The following is a 23943-nucleotide window of genomic DNA, read 5'->3' as shown; positions in this document are numbered from 1 at the left end:
GGCGGCGACGCCACCCCTTCTCACCCAGAGAGGTTGTGCATTGCGTACACGAAGAGGCAGAGCCGCACGCCGAGCGGCGCTGGCGCTGCTGCTGACCAGCTCGGCGCTGACCCTGACGAGCACGCCCGCCCAGGCCGACGACCCGACCCGGCCTGGCTGGACGCTGCTCTACAACGAGAACTTCGTCAACCCGATCAACACCGGCAACGCGCCGTGGGTGCGCGACGACTACTCCCAGCCGTTCGACACGATCATGGACGACCCGGGCCAGTGGTACCGCAACGACTACGGCCCCGCCTGGACGACCGCGCTGAACTCCTTCTCCACGTACCGGAAGGAGTTCCCGATCGGGCAGAACGGCTGGCTGACCGCCTCTCTGTCGGCCCGTGACTGGAACAAGGACGGCAACATCGAGGCGCCGCCGACCCTGACGACCCAGACGCTCGGCAGCGAGAAGGTCGCCGTGATGAACGTGCCCGACCACACGGGCGGCGTCATCCTGCGGCCGACCCAGAAGCTGCCCGACTACTACCGCATCGAGTACAAGCTCAAGACGCTCGACTTCGGCGGCAAGCGGGGCGGGTCGATCGAGTACAACGGCCGCACCAACGGCTACAGCAACACCGGCTGCAAGACCCAGCACCCGTGGGGCGAGGGCGAGAACTCCCCCGGCTGGTCGGGCAACGCCTCGGCGCCCTACTGCGAGTGGCAGGACGTCCGGCGCGGCACCTACGGCTACAACGGCTTCCACTTCCTGTCGATCGTCGACTTCGCCAATCCGGCCCCGCGCAACAACCACTTCTGGCACTACCGCCGCAAGGTCCTGATGGACGCCTTCTCCCAGCACCCCGACCGGGTGGGGAGCGGCACCGGCGGCCGGGTCTGCAACGCCGCGAACAACACCTACTACAACTACCGCGACGGCAACTTCAACACCGTCAACATGTGGATCAGCGGCATGCCCAACTGGAACCCCGGCCCCGGCGGCCTGGCGGGCAACTCGCAGTGGTTCATGACCCCGTGCTCGGGCGGCGTCGCCGAACAGCAGCTCTCCTCGGCGGCCGAACTCCAGCCGGAGCTCATGCCGAACGAGTTTTACACCTTCGCCATCGAGCGCGACCAGACGGGCTACGTCCTGGAGGTGACCGGCAACTTCGCCCGCTCGGGACAGCGCACCATCCGCATGCACCGCCCGTTCGTCGTCAACAACAACCCGATCTGGCACTACAACGTGAAGGCCAGCGAGTACAACGGGCAGTTCAACGGCAACCTGGTGCAGAACGACAACAACGGCTCGACGACCTGGTCCAACCAGTGGCCGGCCGGTTCCGCCTATCCCGACTACTTCGTGATCGGCGACCTCTACACCAACGTGTACGAGGGCAGCGCCTCGCTGACGGACGTCCGGCTGTACGTGCCGCAGACCACCACCGCCCCGAACCTGGCGCTGAACAAGACCGCGACCGCCGACTCGTCGTGCGCCGCCAACGAGGGCCCGGCCAAGGCCGTGAACGGCTCGGTGTCCGGCGGCAACGCCGACAAGTGGTGCTCGCTCGGGTCGAGCAAGTGGATCCGGGTCGACCTGGGCTCGAACCAGAGCGTGGGCAAGATCGTGCTGAAGCACTCCGCGGCCGGCGGTGAGCAGGCGATCTGGAACACGCGCGACTTCGACGTCCAGGTGAGCACGAACGGCACGACGTGGACCAACGTGGCCCAGCCACGCGGGAACACGGCGAACATCACGACGCACACCTTCACGCCGCGCGACGTCCGGCACATCCGGGTGAACGTGCTCGCGCCGACCAGCAACTCCGACACGGCGGCGCGCATCTACGAGCTGGAGGCGTACGCCTCGTAGCGGACGGGCCGGCGGTCAACCGCCGCCGGCCCCTTCATGCTCGGCCCCGGCGGCGCGCAGGCCCTTCGTCAGCGCCTCCGACGAACGTTCGCTCCGGGTCACGAGGTGGACGAGAAGTCCCTGGTCCAGCCGGGATTCCAGGGCCGCCCACACGTACGCGAAGGCGACCTCGGGCTGGAGTCCGCCCCGCCCGGCCCCGAGGAGGGGCAGCGCCACGGAGCGCCAGCCCTCCGTGCCGGCGAGGTCGAAGACGTTGTGCACCGCCCGCATGACCGCCGTCGCGTCGACGTCGTAGTCGTTGGCGCCGGCCCGGGGCACCGCGACCGCCGCGTGGTAGACGCGGTTCACCCCCTGGCGCGCGAGCTCCCCCGACGACGTGGGCACCACCGTCCCGGCCGCGACCGCCTCGCCCTCCCGCCCGTGTTCGCGCAACCACCCCCGCAACTCCCGGGGCAGGACGTCGTCGACGAGCCGTCCGGACGGGTCCCAGACCGCGGCCGCCTTCCGCAGCGTCGCCGACAACGTCGCCTTGAACGGCTTGGACATCTCCAGGTAGACGTTCTCCGAGGAGACCAGCACGTCGACGTCGCGCAGGGTCTCGATCGGCCGCCGGTGGGTGAGGATCGGCACGCCGCGGAACCGGAACTCGACGCTGCCGCCGAGTCGCGGCCGCCCCCGGCCGGGCGCGCCGGCCAGGTCGAGCAGCCCCTGGGCGAGTTCGCCGAGGACGAGCAGCTCGTGGTGCTTGCGGAACCGTTCGACCGACACGCCGTAGACGCGGGCGGCGCGGGCCCGGCGCTCCTGGCCCGGCCAGTCGCGCATGCCCGGGGTCATCCCCATCGAGTGGGCCGCGGCCTCCGCCAGCTTGCCGTCGAGACGGCCGATGACCAGGTCGAGCACCCGCTCGACCGGCAGCGCCAGCCGACGGCACACGGCGGTCAGCGCGGCCAGCTCGAGCGAGTGCCGCCGGAGCAGGCCCTTCTCCCTCAGCACCCGCAGGTCCGCGATCAGCGCCTCGCGGCTGGGCGGAAACGACATGCACACATGTTCACACGCGGCGCCTATCGCACAATGGGGGCCCTTCTATCATTTGGCCTATGTGCACATACGCGGAAGTGACCTACAAAGTGCACTATGTCTGCGTGCCCTGCCGCCAGAGCCACAAGCTGCCCTGGGACGGCGCCGAGCACCTCTGCACCCGCTGCCGCCGGCCGATGGTGTACGCCGGCCACGACTTCGCCGCTCCGCGCCGCCGCAGGACCGCCGAGTGGGCGGCGGTCGCCGCGGTGCTGGCCGCCGGGCTGCGTTACGAGGGCTTCGAGACCTGCGGCTGCGGCCGCGACCCCAAGCCGCGCCCACGAACGAAGGCGCGGCTCAGACGGGGTCTGCCGACGCGCTGAGGTCAGCGGTACGTCAGGTCCGATCCGGAGTAGAAGCAGTTCGTCGAATCGGCGCCGGTGCCGACCTGGGTCGGTTCGTTGCCGCTGTTGTTGCCGTTGTACTTGCGGCAGATCACCATCGACCGGCCCGAGTCGTTGACGATCGTCACCCCGGAGAACCGGGCCGTGTCGCCGTAGTTGACGTTGACGCCCGCCACCGTGTTGCCCGGCCGGGTGAGCGTGACGTTCCGGATCACGACGTCCCGCTGGTACTGCGTGGAGCAGTTGCCGCACGAGCGGTAGAACGTGCCGAAGTTGGTCGCCTGGAAGTTCTGGACCGTGAGGATGCCCGCGCCGTTGTGCTGGAAGACCTTGTCGCTCGCGTAGCGGGCGCCGCCGCCGTCGACGAGGAAGCTCGGCTCGCCGCTGCCCCGGAAGGTGGCGGCGTCCTCGCCGACGTCCTCCCACCAGACGTTGCGCAGCGTGCACGACCCGGAGCAGTGCACGCCGTCACCGGCGGGCGCGCCGATGATGACGTTCTGCAGGGTGGCGCCGTTGGCCAGCTGGAACACCGGGTCCTGGCTCTCCTCCTGCCCGCCGTCGCCGATGCAGCAGTAGCGCCGCATGCCGCCGTCGAACGTGCCGGAGACGGAGATGGTCCCGTTGACGCCGACCTGCCCGGTCGGCGTCGGCCAGCCGGTGGGCTGCGGCGTCGGGGTGGGGGTCGGCGTGGGCGTGGGGGTGGGCGTCGGGGTCCGGCTGGGCGACGGGGTGGGGCTCGGGGTGCCGCCGCCGCACGTCACGCCGTTGACGGCGAAGGTCGTGGGCGCCGGGTTGCTGCCGTTCCAGCTCGCGTTGAAGCCGAACTGGACGGAGGCCCCGGTGGCGAGGGCGCCGTTGTAGCCCAGGCTCGACGCGGTCACCGCGCCCCCGCTCTGGGTCACGGTGGCGTTCCACGCCTGGGAGACGGTCTGACCGGCGGCGTACGACCAGGTCACCCGCCAGCTGGAGAGCGGGTCGCCGGTGTTGGCGAGCGTGACGCCGGCGGTGAACCCGCCCGGCCACTGCGACTGGACGGCGTAGGTCACCCGGCAGGCGACCGCCGCCTGCGCCGCGACCACCGTCAGGGGGGTGACGGCCACCGCGGCCGTCAGGACGAGTAGCGCCTTCTGGCGCCATGAGCGCAGCATGCTGCCTCCTGCTGCTCGGGAACGTGCAGGCAGCATGCGAGCTTTCGGCTCCGCCGACCAGCAAGCGTTTTCCGGGGGGCGTCATCCCCCCTGGTCGCACCGGAACCGAGGTGAAACGTTCACCTCGTGAATGGTTTCGGGGCAGTCGCCGGCGAGCACCTTCGCGGCCGCGGCCTCCATGTGGGCGGTCGTGCGGTGCTCGACGGAGGGAGCGGCCGCCCGATCGGGCTGAGCCCGCCCTCCCCGAGCCGGGATCTTGCTCCGACACCGTCGTAGCGACTTTACTGGTGTCATGATTATGCGGACCTGGCGTGGCTGGACCCGGAAAGACGACGCCGACGCCTATGCGGACTACCTCATGGAGACCGGCCACCCCGGCTACGTCTCCACCCCCGGCAACCGGGGCGTCACCTTCACCCGCCGTGACGACGGCGACCGGACCGAGTTCTTCCTCGTCTCCCTGTGGGACTCGTGGGAGGCCGTGCGCGCCTTCGCCGGGGACGAACCCGGCACGGCCGTCTTCTATCCGCAGGACGACCGTTATCTCGTCGACCGGGAAACCACCGTCGACCATTTCGAGGTCTTCGCCCGCTGAAAACGGAACCGGGCCCGCGCCGTGTGGCGCGGGCCCGGTCGGGTCGTGCGAAGGGTCAGGCGGGAACGATGTTCTCGGCCTGCGGGCCCTTCTGGCCCTGCGTGACGTCGAAGCTCACGCGCTGGCCTTCCTGGAGCTCACGGAAGCCCGAGGCGGCGATGTTGGAGTAGTGGGCGAAGACGTCGGCGCCGCCGCCGTCCTGCTGGATGAAGCCGAAGCCCTTTTCCGAGTTGAACCACTTCACGGTACCGGTAGCCATAACAATTCTCCTTCGGGGTTGAGCCCGTGAGTCGCGCGATTTGCGCGCCTCGCGTCGCCGCGATGATTACCCCGACCGGAAATTCGTCCGGAAATACAAAAGTGCCACCACCGATTCATTTCACCCGGTGAGGCACGTGAAGTCTTCGGGAACCACAACTGCAACTGAAAACGACAGTATCACGGCGGCCCCGGCCTTTATAACGGCGGTGCGGAAAAACCTGGCCCCCCGGTGGGCCCAACCGGATCGGGGGCGACTCCTGGCCAAAACCTGACTTTGCCCTGCGTGTCACGGGGGCACGGCCGGTGGGACAGCCACTTTCCTGGGCGAGACGGGGGATGGTGACGATGTCACCTGGGAACAGGAAGCCGGACGCGGCCCGCCGGGCGTTCTCCGAGCAGGACGACGGCTCCTACGCGACGTCCCTGCGTGGCCTCGAGCTGCTGCGCGAACCGCTGCTGAACAAGGGGACGGCGTTCACGGCGGAGGAGCGCGGCGAACTGCTGCTCGACGGCCTGCTGCCGCCGGTGGTCGAGTCGCTCGACCAGCAGGTCACGCGCGTGTACGCGCAATACCGCGCGCAGCCGACCGACCTGCTCAAGAACGTCTACCTCGAAGGGCTGCGCGACCGGAACGAGACGCTCTACTACCGGCTGCTCGGCGACCACCTGCGCGAGATGCTGCCCATCGTCTACGACCCGACGGTCGCGCGGGCGATCGAGACGTACAGCCACGAATACCGGCGGCCCCGCGGGGTGTACCTGTCGGTCGACGACCCCGGCAGGATCGAGCGCGCCTTCGGCAACCTCGGGCTGGGCCCCGACGACGTCGACCTGATCGTCGCCTCCGACGCCGAGGAGATCCTCGGCATCGGCGACTGGGGCGTGGGCGGCGGCGCGGGCATCGCGGCCGGGAAGCTGGCCGTCTACACGGCGGCGGCGGGCATCGACCCCGACCGCGTCATCCCGGTGGCGCTCGACGTCGGCACCGACAACGAGGGGCTGCTCAACGACCCCGCCTACGTGGGCGACCGGCACTCCCGGGTGCGCGGGCAGCGCTACGACGACTTCATCGACGCCTACGTGACGGCGGCGACCCGGATGTTCCCCGGCGCGATGCTGCACTGGGAGGACTTCGGGCCGTCCAACGCCCGGCGCATCCTGGAGAGGTACACCGACCGGATCGCCACCTTCAACGACGACATGCAGGGCACCGGCGCGATCGTGCTGGCCGCCATGCTGAGCGCGGTGAAGGTGTCGGGCCTGCCCATGCGCGACCAGCGGATCGTCGTCTTCGGCGCGGGCACCGCCGGGATCGGCATCGCCGACCAGCTGCGCGACGCGATGGTGCGCGACGGCCTCGACCACGAGGAGGCCACCCGCCGGATCTGGCCGATCGACAAGCAGGGCCTGCTCACCGACGACATGTCCGGCCTGCGGGACTTCCAGGTCCCCTACGCCCGCCCGGCCGGCGAGGGCGGCGGGCTGGCGGAGGTGGTGGCCCGGGTGAAGCCGACGATGCTGCTCGGCACGTCCACCGCGCACGGCGCGTTCACCGAGAAGATCGTCCGGACGATGGCCTCGAACGTCGAGCGGCCGATCGTCTTCCCGATCTCCAACCCGACCGAGCGCATCGAGGCGACGCCGGCCGACCTGATCCGCTGGACCGACGGCCGGGCCCTGGTCGCGACCGGCGTGCCGATCGACCCGATCACCCACAACGGCATCACGTTCGTGATCGGCCAGGCCAACAACGCGCTGCTCTACCCGGGCCTCGGGCTCGGCGTGATCGTCTCGCGGGCCCGGCGGGTCAGCCGGGGCATGCTCCAGGCCGCCGCCGAGGCCGTGGCCGGGCTGGTCGACCCGACCCTGCCGGGGGCGTCGCTGCTGCCGCAGGTCGACAACCTGCGTGAGATCTCCGCCACGGTCGCGGTCGCCGTCGCGCGGCAGGCCGACCGGGAGCAGCTGGCCCGCACGACGCTGCGCGACCCCGTCCAGCAGGTCCAGGACGCCATGTGGCACCCGCGTTACCGGCCGGTCCGGGCGAGGGAGCGGTGATGACGACGTACAAGGAGACCCGGACGGAGAGCGACTCGCTCGGCGAGATCCAGGTGCCGGCCGACCGGCTCTGGGGCGCGCAGACGCAGCGGTCGCTGATCCACTTCGACATCGGCGACGACCGCATGCCGAAGGCCGTCTACCACGCCTACGGCTACGTCAAGAAGGCCGCCGCGATCGTCAACGCCCGCGCGGGGCGGCTGCCGCAGTGGAAGGCCGACGCCATCGATGAGGTCGCCGACGAGGTGATCGCCGGGAGACTCGACGACGAGTTCCCCCTGTACGTCTGGCAGACCGGCTCCGGCACCCAGTCGAACATGAACGTCAACGAGGTGATCTCCAACCGGGCGATCCAGCTCCTCGGCGGCCGGCTGGGCGCCAAGGACCCGATCCATCCGAACGACCACGTCAACATGGGCCAGTCGTCCAACGACACCTTCGTCACGGCGATGCACCTGGCCGCCGTGGAGGCGGTCGAGGGCGGCCTGCTCCCGGCGGTTCGCCGCCTGCGCGACGCCGCCGCCGAGAAGAGCCGCCAGTGGGCCGACGTGGTCAAGATCGGCCGCACCCACCTGGAGGACGCCACCCCGCTGACGGTCGGCCAGGAGTGGTCGGGCTACGCCGCCCAGCTGGACGACGCCGCCGCCCACCTGACCGCCACCGCGCAGGGCCTCTACCAGCTGGCCATCGGCGGCACCGCCGTCGGCACCGGCCTGAACGCGCCGCCCGGCTTCGCCGAGGAGGTCGCCGCCGAGATCGCCCGGCTGACCGGCCACCCCTTCACCGACGCGGCCAACCCGTTCGCCGCCCAGGCGTCGTGCGACACGCTGGTGCGGGTCTCGGCGGCGATCAGGGCGCTGGCCGTGCCGCTGTTCAAGTTCGCCAACGACATGCGCTGGCTCGGCTCGGGCCCGCGCAGCGGCCTCCACGAGCTGATCCTGCCCTCGAACGAGCCCGGCTCCTCGATCATGCCGGGCAAGGTCAACCCGACCCAGGCCGAGGCGATGCTGATGGTCTGCATCCAGGTCATGGCCGACGACACGGCGGTCTCGGCGGCCGGCGCCGAGGGCAACTTCGAGCTCAACGCGTTCCGCCCGCTGATCATCAACAACGTGCTCCACTCGGCCCGCATCCTGACCGACATGACCGACCACTTCCGCAAGTTCCTGGTCGCCGACGCCCGCCTCGACACGGAGAGGCTGACGGAGAACGTGGAGCGTTCGATCATGATGGTTACGGCGCTGAGCCCGGTGATCGGCTACGACCGGGCGGCCCAGATCGCCCACCGGGCCCTCGACGAGGACCTGACGCTGAAGGAGGCGGCGATGCGGTCGGGCGTCGACGAGGCGCTGTTCGACCGGGTGGTCGTCCCGGAACGGCTGACCAAACCCGGCACGGCCGACGGCGGGTGACCTGGGATGTGCGATCAATCTTTGATTTCTATCACCGACGACAGCCGAGCGCCCACAATATCACCCGAGGAGCCGAAAAGAACAACATGGTCGGCACGCCGCCAAAGTTTCCGACGACCCGATGCGCCGGTCCCCCTAGAAATTCACGCAATTCACAACTGGACATTCTGGTGGCCGGAGCTTCAAACAGGCAGGGAAACGCTACACGGGCATATAGCACGCTTCGCCTTGCCAAAAAAGGCAACGACTGGGAGAGTAGGCCAGCACCCAAATCCACACAGAGACGTCCAGCGGAGCAAGATGTACCAGAGGTCACCTGACTGGAAACAGTTCTCAGCAAGTCTCGTCACCAGCAGCAGCTATTCACAGAAAGTCATTTGCGAGGCATCCGCAGAGGTCGCCCATGCCTATGCGCATATCGATGAATCACTGGCCCGCCACACGCTCTCTCCTTCAACGTTGAGCAAGATGTGCTATGGCCCGGCGATCCTGAAGCCCAACGTCAAGAAACTGCTGCTTCTGCACCTGACCATCAGCACCCTGAAGGATGGCGGATGTGCTCCCTCCGTTGACGCTTACAACCGAGCAGCGGAATTCGCTAGTTCGGTTGTGGCCGCTCACCGTAACCACAACTTCGACCGCACGAACCAGCGGCATCTCCGCACGGTCGAAATTCTCGGCCGGTCTGCCATGCATCTGATTCATCGAGCCCACGAGCGGGACGAGGGGGCCGTGACCGCCCTGGCCGCCCTGCTAGTCCTGGCAGACGAGAAGGCCCTCGGCGACTACTGGTTCAATCTCCACGCGCCAGCGCACCAGTGGCAGGCAGTCACCATTCCTGGCCAGAACGCAGCGAAACTCGCCTATGACCTGGGCCGGAAGTCGCAAGCTGATGGCTACGCCGAAGACGCTGCCTTTTACTACCACTGGGGCTCGGCCGGCGGCAACATGGACGCCGCATATCAACTGGGCGACCTGACCGAACTCGCGGGCGACCGAAATTCTGCCGCCCGGCATTTTCGCCGGGCGGAGCAACTCGGGCACCCCGACGGCCACCGGCGCGCGTCAGGTCTTCAGAAAGGTTCGGCTAACTGACCTTCGACCGGTTCTTGCCGAACTCGTCATGCCGGATGTGATCTTCCTGCCCGCGGAATGCCCTGAACTCCCCCAGACGGTATGCGACCGTTTCTGCCTCGCCTTGCATCTCGATAAAGAAATCTCGGCCCAGCATGGCTATGCGCTTTTCCACCTCTGCCACGTCAACGCGGCCGTCCAGACGCTTGATGATCTGGTCTGACGTCAGGTAGCTGGATGCGCCTTGAAGTACCCGATAAACCGGATCATGGTCGACATCGTTTCCCACGTTTCGGGGCACACCTTCGTGACGCAGAGCCCTCGCGATGGAGACCCCAATCGCTTTGGCCACTGGCGGGGGAAATGCATTGCCGATTTGACGATAGACGGAGGTTTTGCGCCCAGTGAAGCTCCAGCGGAATTCATCGTCGTCCCACCCCTGGATTCTCGCCACCATGTCGCAGGTGAGCTTCGGGCCATACTCCGTCATGGGACGGGAAGCAGGGTAGGGCGGGGCGGTGTCGTGGACCCCGAAGGCGTCCACTCCGAGCTTCGCCCAAGCCCGTTTCGCGCGTGTCGGCCCAAGGTCGGCACCACCATGCTTCTTGGAGCCGCCAACGATGGTCGGCGCAATGTCGTCAGCTTTCGCCGCCCAGCTCGTGGCACCCTCCCAGCCGTTCGCCGCCATCAGGGGAAGAAGCACCTCACCAACAGTGGGAGGCTGCCCGGCAGGCTCCGGCCAGTGGAAATAGGCGAACTCCTGGGCTGCCATGGCGACGAGCACGAACCGCGGTCGCAGCTGAGGAACTCCATAGTCCGCGGCCTCCAGCAGCTTCCATTCCGCCACATAACCGAACTCCAGCAGGCGATCGAGCACGTGCTGCCGGTAGCCGGCGAATCTCGGCAAGCTAAGGCCCCGCACGTTCTCGAGCAACAGTGCGCGTGGCCTGAGGACGTCTACCTGCTCGATGGCCCAAGCGAACAGGTCGCGCTCGTCGGTAGCGCCCAGTTGCTTGCCGGCGATCGTGAACGGAGGGCAGGGAACACCACCCGCAAGCAGATCAATGGGGAGACGCCCCTCGGCCGGGGCGTAGTCGGCCGGGTTCCACACGTTCAGGTCTGCCACGTCGCCATGCGCCACCTTCCAGTGAGGACGGTTGTGCAGCAGCGTGTTGACAGCGTTCTGGTCGAGTTCGACGGCGAGTTCGTGCTCGAATCCGGCCCGCTCCAGCCCCAGGGACTGGCCGCCTGCCCCGGCGCAGATCTCGATGACCCGTAGTTGCTGGCCGGTCACGCGGACCCCTTCCTTACTCTTGGAACTACGACTGACGACTGGGCGGCGGTATCTTCTCGGGCAAAACCGAGCGTTGTGATCCCACCGGAATGGCTGTGTCTGAAGAGAAGCGAATTCAAGCCAGGGAGCAGGCCCACGAGCGAGGGCTCTATCCTCAGCCGCTCAACGAGGGCCGTTCGAGGAACATGCGAGCCAACCGGCGGGCGGACACCAAACCGGAGGTCGTCCTCCGCAAGGCTCTGCACGGGCTCGGGTTGCGCTACCGGAAGGACTTCCGGCTGGACCTCGGCCGAGTGAAGGTGCGGCCCGACATCGTCTTCACCGCCCGGAAGGTTGCCGTCTTCGTCGACGGCTGTTTCTGGCACGTGTGTCCTGATCACGGGAGGCAGCCGACGACCAACGAGTGGTACTGGACCCCGAAACTGCGCCGCAACATGGAACGCGACCGGGCGGTCAACGAGGCACTGCACTCCGCTGGATGGCGTGTCGTCCGGCTCTGGGAGCACGTGACCCTGGCCGACGCGGTCGGCGAAGTGATCGCGGCCATCCAGCCCCATCCCGAACATGCGAGCGACAATAGCGATTCCGGCTGACACTTTCCCAGCGTTGGCGGAGATCGATCTGATCCCGGCAGCACCGGCTGCCACAGCGGCGTACGGTCGGAAATGATCTTCGACGTCCACCCATGGAGAGTATCCAACGTCTCAGCAAGAACACGCGTCGCTGTCGCTATCCGGTCCAGGACGGTTTTCCGGAGAGCAGGCCGCTCTGCGCCTCCGTCAGCATGGCGCCGAGCGGTGGCAGCCCAGGAGTCACGGCATCCGCTGGGACGTCGAAGCGCACGGATTCCCACCGTCCGTTATGGCTGCGATCGCCAGGAACAGCGTGCTCGATCCATCGCCGGTCGAGGGAGGCGACCGCCAGCGGCTGGAGATCCGGGCCGAGGCGGATGACCGCCAGCATCCACCCAGGATCCGACTTCATGGTCTCGTATTCATAACGGGACAGGTAGATCGTCAGGCGCCCGCGCCGGGTCGTGCTCTTCACCTCGATGTGCACGTCGCCGATCGCGATGTCATAGCCGTAGCCATCTGACGTCTCGGCCACGTGCCGTACTGGCAGGTCACTTGCCGCACGCAGCAAGCCGACCAGTGCCAGCTCACCAGCGTTCCCCACCCGCGTCCGCGACTCGGTGTCGACTTTGCCCCACGCATCCCGGATGACGGCCAGGGCATCGTCTGTGCCGATGCCGATGGCGTCAGCAGCCCGGATGACGTCCATGGGCAATTCTTCTGGACATGTGACGAGTAGATCGGCGTCCGGGAGCCACAAGGCGTCCTTGAACGCGGCTTCCATCAGGGAGGCCGGCCCCGCTGACCGACCGGTCTTCCCGTCGGATGTCACCAACCCGTTCTCCTTGAGCCACGTGAGGGCTGTGGAGTACTGGGTCGGCGTTACATCCGCGTAGGCGCTGTGGGTGGTGAAAAGCGCGCTGGCGTGCATCACGTCGACGGAGGAGAGGTGATGCAGCCAGCGCGATGCCGCGCGGAGAACCGGGTCAGGAGGAACCGGCACGGAGGTGACCCATCAGCGCCCGCAGGTCGTTGAGATCAAGCCCTCCGCCCACCGCTGGCTCGTCATCGAGGTCGGCAAGTTGGTGGACAGATGGATCGTCCAGGATTCTGCCCATGAACTGCAGCTTGGCCTCCAGCCGCTGCGCGACCACATCGTCGATGGTTTCTTTGCAGGTCAGTACGGTGATTCTGGTCTCCGTCCCAGGGGCTAGGCCAAGACGATGAATGCGGTCGAGGCTCTGCAGGAAACGACCTGCGGCGAAGTCACGATCGACATAAACGGCGTCATGACAGTCGTGGTGCAGGCTGATCCCCTCCCCGAGGGTCGCCGGATTCGACAGGAGCACCATGCAGTCCGGATCATTGCGGAAGCGAGCGATCTGCGCCTCCCGGTCGTCGGTGCCGCCGTGGACGAGCGCGGGAGAGAACTCCTTGAGTACCTGCTCCAAGGTGGTCACGCTGCGGATGAAACCAGACCACACGAGCGTCTTCCGCCCGGCGGCCGCGTTGGCCGCGACAATGGCAAGCGTCTCGCGGTACTTGGGCGACAGCTCGTAGCTCGGCAGATCCCGCATCAAATCGAGAAGCGGCGAACCGTCGGGGATCTGTAGCGGCGGCACCTGGTAGGCGAGCGGTTCGTACCGGGTTGTGCCGACCGCGAGCAGCGCGGGACTGATCGCGGCCATGAGCATGTACATGGTGATCTTGCCCATGGCCTGGAAGTCGTCTTGCGCCACCGCCGCACGGGCCGAATGGAAGCCGCGGAGAGCGTCGTAGATCTCCTGATGCAGGGAGGGCATGCTGACCTCCCTGCGGGTCAGCGTGACGGGCGGAAGACCGAGTTCCCCCTTGGTGGTGCGGGTGAACAACGGTTTGAGTACCCGGCTCGCATGAGCCAGATCCCCACCGCCCACCGCTCTCGACACCGTCTGGCGGCCGTGCCCTGGCCAGACGAAAGAGAACAGGCTTTCCAGATCCTTGGCACCGTTCGGCGCCGGGGTGCCCGTGAGTATGAGCCGTCTACGGGCTCTCGGGCCCAGTGCGAGGCAGGCAGACCCGTAGGCGCCGTTGGCACCCAGCTTCATGCGGTGGGCCTCGTCGAGGATGAGCATCGAGGGCTGGGCACTCAGCCACCGGGCGAGGGAGTTGGCGGAAGGCTGCAGCCGCTCGTAATTGACGATCACCGCCTCGGCGCCCGGGTTGATCGTGCCGTCGAGCACGTCCATGCGGAGGGGCTCGGCAAGGCAACCAGCGTTCTCCGTCTGCCAGGACTCATAGCACGACTTGGGCCCCACGATGAGAAGACGCCGTACATCACCGGCCTGCTTGAGAGCGTGAAATACGCCCAAGCCGACCCGTGTCTTTCCAGCGCCAGGAACCGAGAAGTTCGCACCGTGCCGCAGTGACAGGAGCCGGGCAATGTCACGACGCTGGAACTCGGTGAGGTCGCCGAGCCAGCCCGTGCCAAGCCGATCGATGACGGACTCAGGGGGCACCTCAGCGTCAGGAGACCGGCCGTGGAGCCGACCGTCAACAGTCTGAGCGTCGAGAGCCGTGTCTCTCGCCAGTGCCGCCAGCTGGGGATCCCACCGCACCCCAGCGGGGTCGCGCCAGGTGGCCAGCTCGCCAAGGTTCAGCAGCAGGTCATCGACGTCGATATCGGCGGTGACCGACGACCGCTGACCGGCCGTCCGGAACCGGCTGATGAGCTGGCGGAGATCGTCTTCGAACCCGGCACCCGCGCGGAACTGCGCCTTGGTCGCCGAAACTCCGAAGACGATTTCCAGGCTCGGCGCAGCCTCACTCATTGTTCGGGTCGGTGATGGAGAGCAGCCAGGCGACACCGTCACCCGGTTCGGGGAAAGCCCGGGACGCCTGCTTGGCCAGTTTCTCTAGAGACTCACGCAGCCGGACAACAGCGTCGTCGAACGCTGGCTGGTCGAGCGCCTGGGTGGCGCGCGCCTTTGCGAGATCGCCCATGCAGAGATCAATGAGGTCACAGGCGTCGGACAGCCGGTCTGGGGCGGCGAGTTGTCTTTGCCGGAGGGTCCCATCGCGTCCGGCTGGCTTGAGCGCTCCCTCGAACGAATCCCGCACCGCCGTAATCACCTGGCTCGCCTGCGTCACCTGACCGATGTCGGCACCCGGAGCGGTCAGTGATGCAGTCGCCCGCGCCTTGAGAACCTGGTCGGTGAGCGTGCGGGCGGCTTTGGTCGCGGGTGCGGAATCTGGCACGACGACGCCAGGCAGGCCGGGGATGCTGACGGAGCTGGAGTCCTCGACCGAGGGCCGGGCGAAGCTGGGAAGCTTCTGGTTCAGATACTTCACGTGGAAGTCACCCTGTACGTGGCGCAGATCCGTCTTGGCGAAGTTGAGAACCACCATCGCCAGGCGGGATTCCTTGAGCGCCTCGGCAGCGTCCTTGTCTGTGCCGGCCAGTTGCTTGTAGGCCCGGTGCATTTCCCTGAGCTTCTCCTGATGGTCTTCGAAGTCCACCAAGCGGAGAGCGGCGCCTGCTGCGGTCTTGCTGCGTTCGATGGCGTCAAGGATGACGGCGTATACCCATTGATCCTGTTCTAGGGTCTTCGTCCTGATATGGAAGTCTCGGGCAATATCCTCCACACGACGCCCGGATCTCATCTGCTCAGCGATCGCGATCAGGCGGTTGATGTAGGAGTAGTCACGCTTGAATTCCTTGCGGAGCTGGAGCGACAGCTCGACGGTGTTGATGTCATCCCAGGTAGAGGAGTCAGGAAGAACCCCCACACGGATGTATTTTTCTCCCAGGTCCCGCAGTGCGGCGCAGCGAGTGTTTCCGTTGACGAGAATGCCCTCGTAGGTGATGATCCCAGGGTCTTTCTGACCGAACGACTCCAGGCTGTCACGAAGCGACTCGAACTCGGGGTCAACCTTGTCAGGGTCGGCAGGCTGGCACCGGAGAAGCTTGGCAAGGTAATCCTGGCTCGATTCCCCCCAGGGGTCGTTGTCGAGCAGGCGGTCGCGGGCCGGATCGAGCGTGCGCTGCGCCCGGATCCGGTGGGTGTCGGGGTTGAAGTAGAGCAGACCGACGGGCATGGAGATGACATAGAGGTGTTTTGGCTGGCCACGCCATTCGATGGAGATCTTCTCGCCATTCGCCGCGATCGCTTCCCTGAGGCGCTCGTCGATCATGGCGCGGGTCTCGGCGGCCTGCGGGGGAACCCCGTACGTGACCATTCTCTGCTGCTCCCTCTCGTCATCAGTCGCTGGGCATAGATCGTGCCAGGACTCGCCGACAATTCCGGCCATAATGCAACATGCGCCCGAAGACTAGCGTGGAGTAACCATGAGTGTACCCAGATGGGATGACGAAACCCTCAAGGCGGGAACGATGGTCCGCACCGCATTGTGGCTGGTCACCGTAGTCGGAGAGGGCAACGTCTTCACGAAGGAAGAGCACCGCAACGCCTTTCCGGGCATTTCCCAGGCCGATCGCCGCATGCGAGACCTGCGCGACTATGACTGGGTCATCCACACCAACACGGAAGACGCCACGCTCCGCCCGCAGGAACAGCGCTTCGTCAAGGCCGGGGTCCCCGTCTGGCAACGTGACGTCAAACGTGCGGCGACGAGCCCGGCAATTACGGCGAAGCAGCGGCAGGCAGTGTTCGCAGCCGACGACTACCAGTGTGTGACGTGCGGAATCGCCGGCGGAGAGACCTACGCCGACTCCCCCTCTGAGACCGCGGTCCTGGCAGCGAGCAGCAGAACGGTGCGCCTTTCTCATGACCGCACCGAACTCATGTACGTGACGGAATGCAAGCGATGCCGGTCCGGTACCGGAAACGATCAGTCAGCTGACCTGGCCCGGCTGCTCAGCGACATACGTGATCTCGACGAGGCTGAGCAGCGGCGCCTACTGCTGTGGATCAAGCGAGGTCGGAGGGGGGCCACGCCGATCGACCGGGCGTGGACTGCTTACAGACGGCTGCCTTCCGAGGCGCGCGACACCCTGCTTGGGCACCTGGACGACGGCACGCTGTGAGCCGGACGTTCCTCACCACAAGGCGAGCGTGGGCGCCAAGTCGGTAAAGGGACGGATCCGGCCCAGCGCTATGCACTCTTCCCAGTCACTGAGTTGCTTAGCCTGGATCTTGCCCGTCCCGGCGAGGTCCCGGACCACCTGGTCAAGTGCTCCGTAGGCGATGTGGTAGACCGCGTCCACTTCTCCCGTCCCCCGGGCAATGGAGATCAACCGCGAAGGGAGCGGCTCTGCGGTGACGGTGACCAGGTGGGGGAGCCGCTCCCTGCGATGCCTGATCATCTGGCCGTTCTCGTGCCGGATGTTCTGCACGCGGTCAGATCTGATCGTCCACTTGCAAGAGACCGCGGCGTGCAGGAAAGGCAGGTTGTCGCCCTTCCGCCCAGGCAGGCTCACTACGACATCAGGCTTGATGAGGTAGTCGCGGCCAAGGGTGATCTGCAGTTCGACGTTCCGTTCAACCAGGCGGTCCACCTTCTTGAGGTGGTTGTACTGAACGAACGCGGTGATCTCTATCGGTGCGTCGTGAACCGTCCACGCACGGGAGTCATCGAGCCGTGGAAGCTGGGTCTTGAGGGAGGCTGCGACCGCTCTCTCCAGCGGGCGTCCCGTCTCGAGTTTCTCGACCGGGGCCACCGTTCCCCACGTGACCCCGATCTCCTCAAGGACTGCGCCCGCGATGCACATCGAAGCCGCGTTGTCGGTGTCAGCGGTGTTGGGGACTGTGTTGCCCTTCTTGGTGGTTTTCCAGCCAAGAAGCTGGGTGACGAATTCGGCGTTCATACGGCGGACGTCCCGATGATCGCGAGGGGGGAGCTGATCACGGTGGAAGCGTACCGCCGTGGCGCCTCAGGCGGATTCCAGGATCAGCGGGTCGTCGAGGACGCGGTCGACCACCGTGCCGGCCGCTCCCCGGGCCGCCGCCTCGAAACCCAGCTGCGAGGCCATGATCGTGCACCGCCCTCCGGCCACGGCCCGGCGTTCGAGTTCGGCCTGGGCCGGGGGGATCAGTCGTTCGGCCAGCCGGGCGAAGTAGCCGCCGACCACGATCGCGCGCGGGTTGAAGAGGTTCACCAGGATCGAGCCGCCCAGGCCCAGCCAGCGGCCCACCTCGGCCAGCGCGTCGAGGGTGCGGGCGTCGCCGGCCTCGGCGGCCGAGGCGATCGAGTCGACCCGCGCGTCGGGGCCGGTCGTGGTCGCTCCGGCGGGGTCGAGAGCCGCCAGCCCGACCTTGGTCTCCCAGCATCCGGTACGGCCGCAGCCGCACCGCGCGCCGTCGGGGTCGACGAGCAGGTGGCCCGTCTCGCCGGAGAAGCCGTCGGCGCCGCGGAGCAACCGGCCGTCCATGATGATGCCGCCGCCCACGCCGACCTCGCCGGTCAGGTAGACCATGTCGGAGGTGCCGGCGGCCACGCCGCACGCGTATTCGGCCAGGGCCGCCAGGTTCGCGTCGTTGCCGACCCCGACCGGCACGCCCAGTTCCGCGCCGAGCAGGTCGGCCAAGGGGACGTGCCGCCAGCCGAGGTTCGGCGCGAAGGAGACCACGCCGTCGGCGACCAGTCCGGGCACGGCCACCACGACGCCCGCCAGGGAGCCCATCTCGCCCGCCGCCCGGCGGGCCACGCGGACCAGCTCGGTCAGGCAGCCGGATGGGCCCGCGGCGGCCGCGTCGAAGCCCTCGCGGCAGGAGAACAACACGCGGCCGCCCAGGTCGGAGCCGTGGGCGGCCACGTAGTCGACGTTGATCTCCAGGCCCAGCGCCCCCACGTGGGAGCCGTCGAGGGCCACGTCCCGCCGTGGCCGCCCGATGGCCCCCGTCACCGAGGTGCCCGCCTCCCGCGCCAGGCCGAGCGACATGAGCTCGGTCATCAGGGAGGAGACGGTGGCGCGGTGCAGACCGGTCGCCTCCACCACGTCCGCGCGGGAGCAGGTCCCGTGGTCGCGCAGGTGCCGGAGCACGCGGGACAGGTTGTCCCTGCGCAGGGTGGCGCGGCCGGTCGTCACGCTAGTCCTGGGCCCTCCCGCCGGCCAGCCGGCTGATCATCAGGGCGACCAGGATGATGCCGCCGTACACCAGCTGCTTCCACTCGCCGGGCACGCCCTGCAGCGTCAGGATGTTCTCGACCAGGCCGATGACCAGGACACCGGTCAGGGCGCCGAGGATGGTGCCCTTGCCGCCGTCCATGCTGACGCCGCCGATGACGGCCGCGGCGAAGACCATGAAGATCCAGCCGACGCCCTGGTTGGCGCTGATGCCGCCGAGGCGGCCGGTCTCCAGGATCCCGGCCAGCGCCGCGAGGGTGCCGCCGATGACGAAGACCGCCAGCACGACCCGCTCCACGCGGATGCCCGCCGCCCTGGCCGCGTCGGCGTTGCCGCCGATGGCGTACAGGGAACGGCCGCCGCGGAAGTAGCCCAGGGCGGCCATGCCGATGGCGAACAGCACGCCGGTGATCCAGATGGCGGCGGGCAGGCCGAGCCAGACCGCGCTGCCGAGGTAGGTGAACGACTCGGGCAGGGCGAAGAGGCTCTTGCCGCCGGTCAGGCCGAGGTGCAGGCCGTGCACGACGATCAGCATCGCGAGCGTGACGACGAAGGCCGACAGCTGGTAGCGCAGGATGAGGAAGCCGTTGAAGGCCCCGATCAGGGCGCCGATGAGCAGGCACAGCACCACGGCCGTCGCGGGCGGCAGGCCCAGGCCGAAGCCGCCGTCGCCGGTGGAGATGACGAGCATGACCGCCACGGCGGGGGCCATGCCGACGATCGACTCCAGCGACAGGTCGAACTTGCCGGCGATCAGGATGAGCGCCTCGGCCAGCACGACCAGGGCCAGCGCCGACTGCTGCTGCAGCACGTTCGTCAGGTTGCCCATGGTGAGGAACACCGGGTCGATGAACGACCCGACGATCAGCAGCACCACGATTACCGGCACCAGCGTCAGGTCGCGGAACCGGCTCAGCCGGAAACCCGGCCGGGCGGCGAGCGCCGGAGCGGGGCCGGAGCCGTTCGCCGACGCCGCCGGGGTCTTCGGCAGTGTCGAGGCGCGGCGCCCCTGCCGATCACTCATGACTGACACCCTCCATAGCGGCCACGAGGTCGTTGTCCGACCATCCGCGTGGCACGTCCTTGATCACCCGGCCGTGGAACATCACCAGGACCCGGTCACAGATTCGCAGGTCGTCGAGTTCGTCGCTGACCAGTACGGCTGCCGCTCCCCGCTGCGCGGCGTCCTCGACCGAGCCGAGCAGCGACTGCTTGGCCTTGACGTCGACGCCGGCGGTGGGGTTGATGACGACCAGCGCGGCCGGGTCGTCGACCAGGGCGCGGGCCATCACGACCTTCTGGGCGTTGCCGCCCGACAGGTCGCCGACCGGCTGGTCAGGACCCTCGGTCTTGATGTCGAGCTCCTGGATCATGGTCCGGGCGCGGGCCCGGCGCCGCTCGGGCGAGACCATGCCGAAGCGGCCGAGCTTCCCGGCGATCGGCATGGTGGCGTTCTCGCCGACCGACAGCAGGGGCACGAACCCCTCGTGGTGGCGGTCCTGCGGGACGAACCCCACCCCGGCGGCCAGCGCCGAGGGGACGTCGCCCGGCTTGGGCCGCTTCCCGTTGATCGTGATGACGCCGCTGTCGGCGCGGCGCAGCCCGACGATGCTCTCGGCCAGGCCGACCTTGCCGCTGCTGCCCGACCCGGCCAGGCCGACGATCTCGCCGGCCCGCACGGCCAGGTCGACGTCGTGGTAGCGGCCCGCGGAGTTGAGGCCGCGCACCTCCAGGACGACCTCGGCGTCCGCGTCGACCGTCCGGGGCTTGGCCTCGTAGGTGACGGCGTGCTCGCCGGTCATCGCGGCCACCAGCGCGTCGTGCGGGAGGTCCACGACGGTGCTGGTGACGATGTGGCGGGCGTCGCGGAAGACGGTGACGCTGTCGCAGACCTCGTACACCTCTTCGAGGTGGTGCGAGATGAACATCATCGTGACGCCCTGGTCCCGCAGGTCGCGCATGCGGTCGAAGAGGCGGGCGATGGCCGGGCCGTCGAGCTGGGCGGTCGGCTCGTCGAGGATGATGAACCGCGCGCCGAAGGAGAGCGCGCGGGCGATCTCGACGAGCTGCCGCTGCTCGACGCCCAGGTCGCCGGCGAGCCCCGAGGGGTCGACGTCGACGTGGTACTGGTCGAGGAGGGCGGTGGCGCGGGCGCGCATGGCGCGCCAGTTGATGACCCTGCCCTCGGTCTGGCGGTTGATGAAGAGGTTCTCGGCCACGGTCAGCGCGGGGATGATCGTGGACTTCTGGTAGACGCAGGCCACGCGGGCCTTCCACGCGTCGCGGTCGGCGAGCGGCGGGGCCGCCTCGCCCGCGAACCGGACCTCACCGGCGTCGGGGCGCTGCAGGCCGGTCAGGATCGACACCAGGGTCGACTTGCCGGCGCCGTTGCGCCCGATCAGGGCGTGCGTCTCGCCCTGCTTGATGGTGAGGCCCGCGTCGTTGAGTGCGACGGTGGGGCCGAAGCGCTTGGTGATCCCGCGCGCCTCGACCGCCGCCGCGTTCGATGAGGTGCTCATCTAGCTGACCTGGTTGCCCCAGAGGTTGGGGTCATCCACGTTCTCCGCGGTGACCAGCGGCGCGGGCAGCTGGTCCTCCAGGCCGTTGGGGAGCTGGATGATGTTGCTGTCGTGGTCGGTCGGGCCGGGCTGGAAGGTCTTGCCCTCCAGAGCGGCCTTCGCGTAGAAGACGGCGTACTTGGCGTAGAGGTCGGCCGGCTGCGAGACGGTCGCGTCGATCTCGCCGGCGCGGATGGCCTCGAACTCGGCCGGGATGCCGTCGTTGGACACGACGAAGATGTGCTTGGGGTCGTCCGGCTTGACCAGCAGGCCCTTGGCCTTCAGGACCTGGAGGGTCGGGGCCAGGTGCACACCGCCGGCGTGCATGTAGATGCCCTTGATGTCGGGGTTCTGCTCCAGGCGGGTCTGCAGCATGGACGCGGCCTTGCTGCCCTCCCACTCCGTCGGCTCCTCGAAGACGGTGATCCCGGGGAACTTCTCCTTCATGCAGTCGCGGAACGCCTCGGCGCGGTCACGGCCGTTGATGGAGGCCAGGGCGCCCATGAGCTGCACGACCTTGCCCTTGCCGCCGAGCTTCTCACCGAGGAACTCGCACGCCTTGGTGCCGTAGGCGCGGTTGTCGGCGCGCACGACCATGTAGACGTTGCCCTTGTCGGGGCGGGTGTCGACGGTGACGACCGGGATCTGCTTGCCCGCGAGCGAGTCGAGGGTCGAGGCGATGGCGCCGGTGTCCTGCGGGGCCATGATGATCGCCTTGGCGCCCTGGCTGACCAGCGCCTGGGTGTTGGCGACCAGCTTGGCGACGTCGTTCTGCGAGTTGGTCGGCGGCATCAGCTCGACGCCGTCCTTGGTGGCGATCTCCGGCACGTACTTGTTGTACGAGTTCCAGAAGTCGGAGTCGGCGCGCGGGAAGTCCACGCCGACCTTGCCTCCGCCGGCGGCGGCCGCGGGGGCCGACTCGCCGGGGTTGGCGCTCGCTGCGGTGTCGGGGGTGTCGGACGACCCGCAGGCCGCCAGGCCCAGGGCGAGCACGGCGGCGCTGGCGGCGACGGACAGAAGTTTCATGCCGATCGGCCTTTCAGGACGGGGGGGTGAGTGACGGCGGAGGTTCTGCGCGCCTCCGCCGCCGGGGAGCTCTGGGCCACTGCGCTGGTCCAGTACTGACCCCATGGATAGGTGAACGCGGCGAGCGACGCAGGTCGCATCGCCGAGCTGAATCCGGCTGCTTCGGGCGCCACGTAGCTGCCGTCCCGGATGACCACCGGGTCGACGAAGTGCTCGTGCAGGTGGTCGATGTACTCGATCACCCGGCCCTCCTTCGACCCGCTGACGGAGACGAAGTCGAACATCGCCAGATGCTGGACCAGCTCGCACAGCCCGACCCCGCCCGCGTGCGGGCAGACGGGGACGCCGAACTTGGCGGCCAGCAGCAGGATGGCGATGTTCTCGTTGACGCCCCCGACGCGCGCCGCGTCGAGCTGCAGGTAGGAGATGGCCTCCGACTGGAGGAGCTGCTTGAACACGATCCGGTTCTGCACGTGCTCCCCGGTGGCGACCGGGACGGGCGCGACCGCGCGTGCGATCGCGGCGTGGCCGAGGACGTCGTCCGGGCTGGTGGGTTCCTCCACCCACCAGGGACCGAACTCGGCCAGTGCCTTCACCCAGCGGATCGCGTCGGAGACATCCCATCTCTGGTTGGCGTCGATCGCGATCGGGTAACCGTCGCCGCAGACCTCACGGGCGATCCGCATGCGGCGGACGTCGTCGTCGAGGTCGGCGCCGACCTTCAGCTTGATCTGCGGGAACCCCTCGTCGAGGGCCTCCTTGCAGAGGCGCCGAAGCTTGTCGTCGTCGTAGCCGAGCCAGCCCGGCGACGTCGTGTACGCGGGATAGCCGTGCTCCCGCAGGGCCGCGATGCGGCCGGCCCGGCCCGGCTGCGCGGCGCGGAGGATCTCCAGCGCCTCGGCGGGCGTCAGGGCGTCGGTGATGTAGCGGAAGTCGACGAGGGAGACGATCTCTTCGGGGCTCATCTCGGCGAGCAGCAGCCAGAGCGGCTTGCCCTCGCGGCGGGCCTTCAGGTCCCACAGGGCGTTCATGACCGCGGAGATCGCCATGTGCATGACGCCCTTCTCCGGGCCGAGCCAGCGCAACTGCGAGTCGCCGATGAGGTCCTGGTAGACGGCGCCCAGGTCGGAGCAGTCACGGTCGACGATGTGACCTTCAAGCGCCCTGATGGCGGCGGTCTGCACGTCGTTGCCGCGTCCGATCGTGAACGCGAATCCGTGTCCCTTCTCGTCCTCGTCGGTCCGCAGCACCACGTACGCCGCCGAGTAGTCGGGGTCGGGGTTCATCGCGTCGGAACCGTCGAGCTCCGCCGAGGTCGGGAACCGGATGTCATGCGTCTCCAGGGAGATGACCCTCATGCGAGCTCCAGACACATCCGATTAATGTTAGAGACCGGCGCTACCGCCGGGCGGTCGTCTTCGAAAGCCTTTCGAGATAAAGATCCGATTAATTTGCGGACACGGTCCCTCGCGGCACCGTGGACCGATCCCAGGTGGGATCAGAATTCCGCAGGTCGCCGCCGGGCGGAAGACCCCGCGGCCATCATCTCGGTTACTCTCCAGACATCCGATGTTTGGTTCTCAAGAAGAATGCCCCGCGTGTT

The 23943-nt window shown here is 68.0% G+C and carries 21 protein-coding genes; 8 read left to right on the top strand and 13 right to left on the bottom strand.

What is annotated here, in order from left to right:
* Nucleotides 1-40 precede the first annotated feature (40 nt).
* Complete coding sequence (locus AW271_RS23580) at nucleotides 41-1858, top strand: discoidin domain-containing protein (RefSeq protein WP_218008158.1); 1818 nt, start codon at nucleotides 41-43, stop codon at nucleotides 1856-1858.
* Between the two features lie 15 nt (nucleotides 1859-1873).
* Here the strand turns inward: AW271_RS23580 and AW271_RS23575 are convergent, their stop codons facing one another.
* The gene (locus AW271_RS23575; RefSeq protein WP_062339734.1) at nucleotides 1874-2896 is read right to left on the bottom strand and encodes a macro domain-containing protein; all 1023 of its coding nucleotides are present in this window, start codon (nucleotides 2894-2896) and stop codon (nucleotides 1874-1876) included.
* A 59-nt stretch (nucleotides 2897-2955) separates the two neighbouring features.
* Here AW271_RS23575 and AW271_RS41625 point away from each other — a divergent pair, with 59 nt between their 5' ends.
* Nucleotides 2956-3258, top strand: a complete 303-nt coding sequence (locus tag AW271_RS41625; protein ID WP_218008157.1) for a hypothetical protein — start codon at nucleotides 2956-2958, stop codon at nucleotides 3256-3258.
* A gap of 2 nt (nucleotides 3259-3260) precedes the next feature.
* Here the strand turns inward: AW271_RS41625 and AW271_RS41265 are convergent, their stop codons facing one another.
* Complete coding sequence (locus AW271_RS41265; RefSeq protein WP_062339732.1) at nucleotides 3261-4427, bottom strand: pectate lyase; 1167 nt, start codon at nucleotides 4425-4427, stop codon at nucleotides 3261-3263.
* Between the two features lie 298 nt (nucleotides 4428-4725).
* Between AW271_RS41265 and AW271_RS23560 the strand changes: the two genes are divergently transcribed.
* Nucleotides 4726-5022, top strand: coding sequence for a hypothetical protein (locus AW271_RS23560; RefSeq protein WP_218008156.1), 297 nt, complete (start codon nucleotides 4726-4728; stop codon nucleotides 5020-5022).
* A 55-nt stretch (nucleotides 5023-5077) separates the two neighbouring features.
* Here AW271_RS23560 and AW271_RS23555 read toward each other — a convergent pair whose 3' ends face one another.
* Entirely contained in the window at nucleotides 5078-5281 is a 204-nt protein-coding gene (locus tag AW271_RS23555; RefSeq protein ID WP_030455501.1) for a cold-shock protein, read from the bottom strand.
* Nucleotides 5282-5628: 347 nt separating this feature from the next.
* Here AW271_RS23555 and AW271_RS23550 point away from each other — a divergent pair, with 347 nt between their 5' ends.
* From AW271_RS23550 to AW271_RS23540, 3 genes are all read left to right on the top strand, one after another.
* On the top strand, nucleotides 5629-7338 hold the full coding sequence (locus AW271_RS23550; RefSeq protein WP_062339883.1) for an NAD-dependent malic enzyme: 1710 nt from the start codon (nucleotides 5629-5631) through the stop codon (nucleotides 7336-7338).
* Nucleotides 7338-8750 carry a class II fumarate hydratase gene (locus AW271_RS23545; protein WP_062339729.1) on the top strand — a complete coding sequence of 471 codons (1413 nt, stop codon included), beginning with the start codon at nucleotides 7338-7340 and terminating at the stop codon, nucleotides 8748-8750. Before AW271_RS23550 ends, AW271_RS23545 begins: the two co-directional genes overlap by 1 nt.
* Before the next feature lie 300 nt (nucleotides 8751-9050).
* Nucleotides 9051-9845, top strand: a complete 795-nt coding sequence (locus tag AW271_RS23540) for a hypothetical protein (RefSeq protein ID WP_157554552.1) — start codon at nucleotides 9051-9053, stop codon at nucleotides 9843-9845.
* Here the strand turns inward: AW271_RS23540 and AW271_RS23535 are convergent.
* Nucleotides 9838-11118, bottom strand: coding sequence for a DNA cytosine methyltransferase (locus AW271_RS23535; RefSeq protein ID WP_218008155.1), 1281 nt, complete (start codon nucleotides 11116-11118; stop codon nucleotides 9838-9840). The two genes, AW271_RS23540 and AW271_RS23535, sit on opposite strands and share 8 nt — an antisense overlap.
* Nucleotides 11119-11207: 89 nt before the next feature.
* Here AW271_RS23535 and AW271_RS23530 point away from each other — a divergent pair, with 89 nt between their 5' ends.
* Nucleotides 11208-11711, top strand: a complete 504-nt coding sequence (locus AW271_RS23530) for a very short patch repair endonuclease (protein WP_062339724.1) — start codon at nucleotides 11208-11210, stop codon at nucleotides 11709-11711.
* Nucleotides 11712-11847: 136 nt separating this feature from the next.
* Here AW271_RS23530 and AW271_RS23525 read toward each other — a convergent pair whose 3' ends face one another.
* The 3 genes from AW271_RS23525 to AW271_RS23515 are packed head-to-tail and all read right to left on the bottom strand — an operon-like array spanning nucleotide 11848 to nucleotide 15908.
* Nucleotides 11848-12693, bottom strand: coding sequence for a protein NO VEIN domain-containing protein (locus AW271_RS23525; protein ID WP_157554551.1), 846 nt, complete (start codon nucleotides 12691-12693; stop codon nucleotides 11848-11850).
* Nucleotides 12677-14500 (bottom strand): DEAD/DEAH box helicase, encoded by a 1824-nt coding sequence (locus AW271_RS23520; RefSeq protein ID WP_062339720.1) that lies wholly within the window; start codon nucleotides 14498-14500, stop codon nucleotides 12677-12679. The genes AW271_RS23525 and AW271_RS23520 overlap by 17 nt, the downstream gene beginning before the upstream one ends.
* Nucleotides 14493-15908 carry a ParB N-terminal domain-containing protein gene (locus AW271_RS23515; RefSeq protein ID WP_062339881.1) on the bottom strand — a complete coding sequence of 472 codons (1416 nt, stop codon included), beginning with the start codon at nucleotides 15906-15908 and terminating at the stop codon, nucleotides 14493-14495. Before AW271_RS23515 ends, AW271_RS23520 begins: the two co-directional genes overlap by 8 nt.
* Nucleotides 15909-16017: 109 nt before the next feature.
* Between AW271_RS23515 and AW271_RS23510 the strand changes: the two genes are divergently transcribed.
* On the top strand, nucleotides 16018-16716 hold the full coding sequence (locus AW271_RS23510) for a hypothetical protein (RefSeq protein WP_062339717.1): 699 nt from the start codon (nucleotides 16018-16020) through the stop codon (nucleotides 16714-16716).
* Nucleotides 16717-16728: 12 nt separating this feature from the next.
* On the opposite strand, the gene AW271_RS23505 is transcribed toward AW271_RS23510, so the two are convergent.
* The 6 genes from AW271_RS23505 to AW271_RS23480 all read right to left on the bottom strand — a co-directional run bounded on the left by AW271_RS23505 (nucleotide 16729) and on the right by AW271_RS23480 (nucleotide 23698).
* The gene (locus tag AW271_RS23505; RefSeq protein WP_062339715.1) at nucleotides 16729-17496 is read right to left on the bottom strand and encodes an NgoMIV family type II restriction endonuclease; all 768 of its coding nucleotides are present in this window, start codon (nucleotides 17494-17496) and stop codon (nucleotides 16729-16731) included.
* A 66-nt stretch (nucleotides 17497-17562) separates the two neighbouring features.
* Nucleotides 17563-18717, bottom strand: a complete 1155-nt coding sequence (locus AW271_RS23500) for an ROK family transcriptional regulator (protein WP_063818086.1) — start codon at nucleotides 18715-18717, stop codon at nucleotides 17563-17565.
* A gap of 1 nt (nucleotide 18718) precedes the next feature.
* Nucleotides 18719-19780, bottom strand: coding sequence for an ABC transporter permease (locus AW271_RS23495; protein WP_083977117.1), 1062 nt, complete (start codon nucleotides 19778-19780; stop codon nucleotides 18719-18721).
* Nucleotides 19773-21275, bottom strand: coding sequence for a sugar ABC transporter ATP-binding protein (locus AW271_RS23490; RefSeq protein WP_062339712.1), 1503 nt, complete (start codon nucleotides 21273-21275; stop codon nucleotides 19773-19775). Before AW271_RS23490 ends, AW271_RS23495 begins: the two co-directional genes overlap by 8 nt.
* A complete protein-coding gene (locus AW271_RS23485) occupies nucleotides 21276-22340 on the bottom strand; it encodes a sugar ABC transporter substrate-binding protein (protein WP_062339710.1) in 1065 nt (354 codons plus the stop codon).
* Nucleotides 22337-23698 (bottom strand): L-fuconate dehydratase, encoded by a 1362-nt coding sequence (locus tag AW271_RS23480; RefSeq protein WP_174553115.1) that lies wholly within the window; start codon nucleotides 23696-23698, stop codon nucleotides 22337-22339. The genes AW271_RS23485 and AW271_RS23480 overlap by 4 nt, the downstream gene beginning before the upstream one ends.
* Nucleotides 23699-23943 lie beyond the last annotated feature (245 nt).

Source organism: Herbidospora sakaeratensis, from assembly GCF_001570525.1.
Lineage (GTDB): Bacteria > Actinomycetota > Actinomycetes > Streptosporangiales > Streptosporangiaceae > Herbidospora > Herbidospora sakaeratensis.
Note: the sequence above shows the minus strand (reverse complement) of the source record. Positions and strands in the feature narration are given on the sequence as shown.

Bases quoted from the DNA above. Each gene is read 5' to 3' on its own strand.
- AW271_RS23520 (WP_062339720.1), bottom strand. From the start codon at position 14,500: ATGAGTGAGGCTGCGCCGAGCCTGGAAATCGTCTTCGGAGTTTCGGCG.
- AW271_RS41265 (WP_062339732.1), bottom strand. From the start codon at position 4,427: ATGCTGCGCTCATGGCGCCAGAAGGCGCTACTCGTCCTGACGGCCGCG.
- AW271_RS23485 (WP_062339710.1), bottom strand. From the start codon at position 22,340: ATGAAACTTCTGTCCGTCGCCGCCAGCGCCGCCGTGCTCGCCCTGGGC.
- AW271_RS23490 (WP_062339712.1), bottom strand. From the start codon at position 21,275: ATGAGCACCTCATCGAACGCGGCGGCGGTCGAGGCGCGCGGGATCACC.
- AW271_RS23575 (WP_062339734.1), bottom strand. From the start codon at position 2,896: ATGTCGTTTCCGCCCAGCCGCGAGGCGCTGATCGCGGACCTGCGGGTG.
- AW271_RS23480 (WP_174553115.1), bottom strand. From the start codon at position 23,698: ATGAGGGTCATCTCCCTGGAGACGCATGACATCCGGTTCCCGACCTCG.
- AW271_RS23495 (WP_083977117.1), bottom strand. From the start codon at position 19,780: ATGAGTGATCGGCAGGGGCGCCGCGCCTCGACACTGCCGAAGACCCCG.
- AW271_RS23555 (WP_030455501.1), bottom strand. From the start codon at position 5,281: ATGGCTACCGGTACCGTGAAGTGGTTCAACTCGGAAAAGGGCTTCGGC.
- AW271_RS23560 (WP_218008156.1), top strand. From the start codon at position 4,726: ATGCGGACCTGGCGTGGCTGGACCCGGAAAGACGACGCCGACGCCTAT.
- AW271_RS23505 (WP_062339715.1), bottom strand. From the start codon at position 17,496: ATGAACGCCGAATTCGTCACCCAGCTTCTTGGCTGGAAAACCACCAAG.
- AW271_RS23550 (WP_062339883.1), top strand. From the start codon at position 5,629: ATGTCACCTGGGAACAGGAAGCCGGACGCGGCCCGCCGGGCGTTCTCC.
- AW271_RS23540 (WP_157554552.1), top strand. From the start codon at position 9,051: ATGTACCAGAGGTCACCTGACTGGAAACAGTTCTCAGCAAGTCTCGTC.
- AW271_RS23510 (WP_062339717.1), top strand. From the start codon at position 16,018: ATGAGTGTACCCAGATGGGATGACGAAACCCTCAAGGCGGGAACGATG.
- AW271_RS23530 (WP_062339724.1), top strand. From the start codon at position 11,208: ATGGCTGTGTCTGAAGAGAAGCGAATTCAAGCCAGGGAGCAGGCCCAC.
- AW271_RS23515 (WP_062339881.1), bottom strand. From the start codon at position 15,908: ATGGTCACGTACGGGGTTCCCCCGCAGGCCGCCGAGACCCGCGCCATG.
- AW271_RS41625 (WP_218008157.1), top strand. From the start codon at position 2,956: ATGTGCACATACGCGGAAGTGACCTACAAAGTGCACTATGTCTGCGTG.
- AW271_RS23545 (WP_062339729.1), top strand. From the start codon at position 7,338: ATGACGACGTACAAGGAGACCCGGACGGAGAGCGACTCGCTCGGCGAG.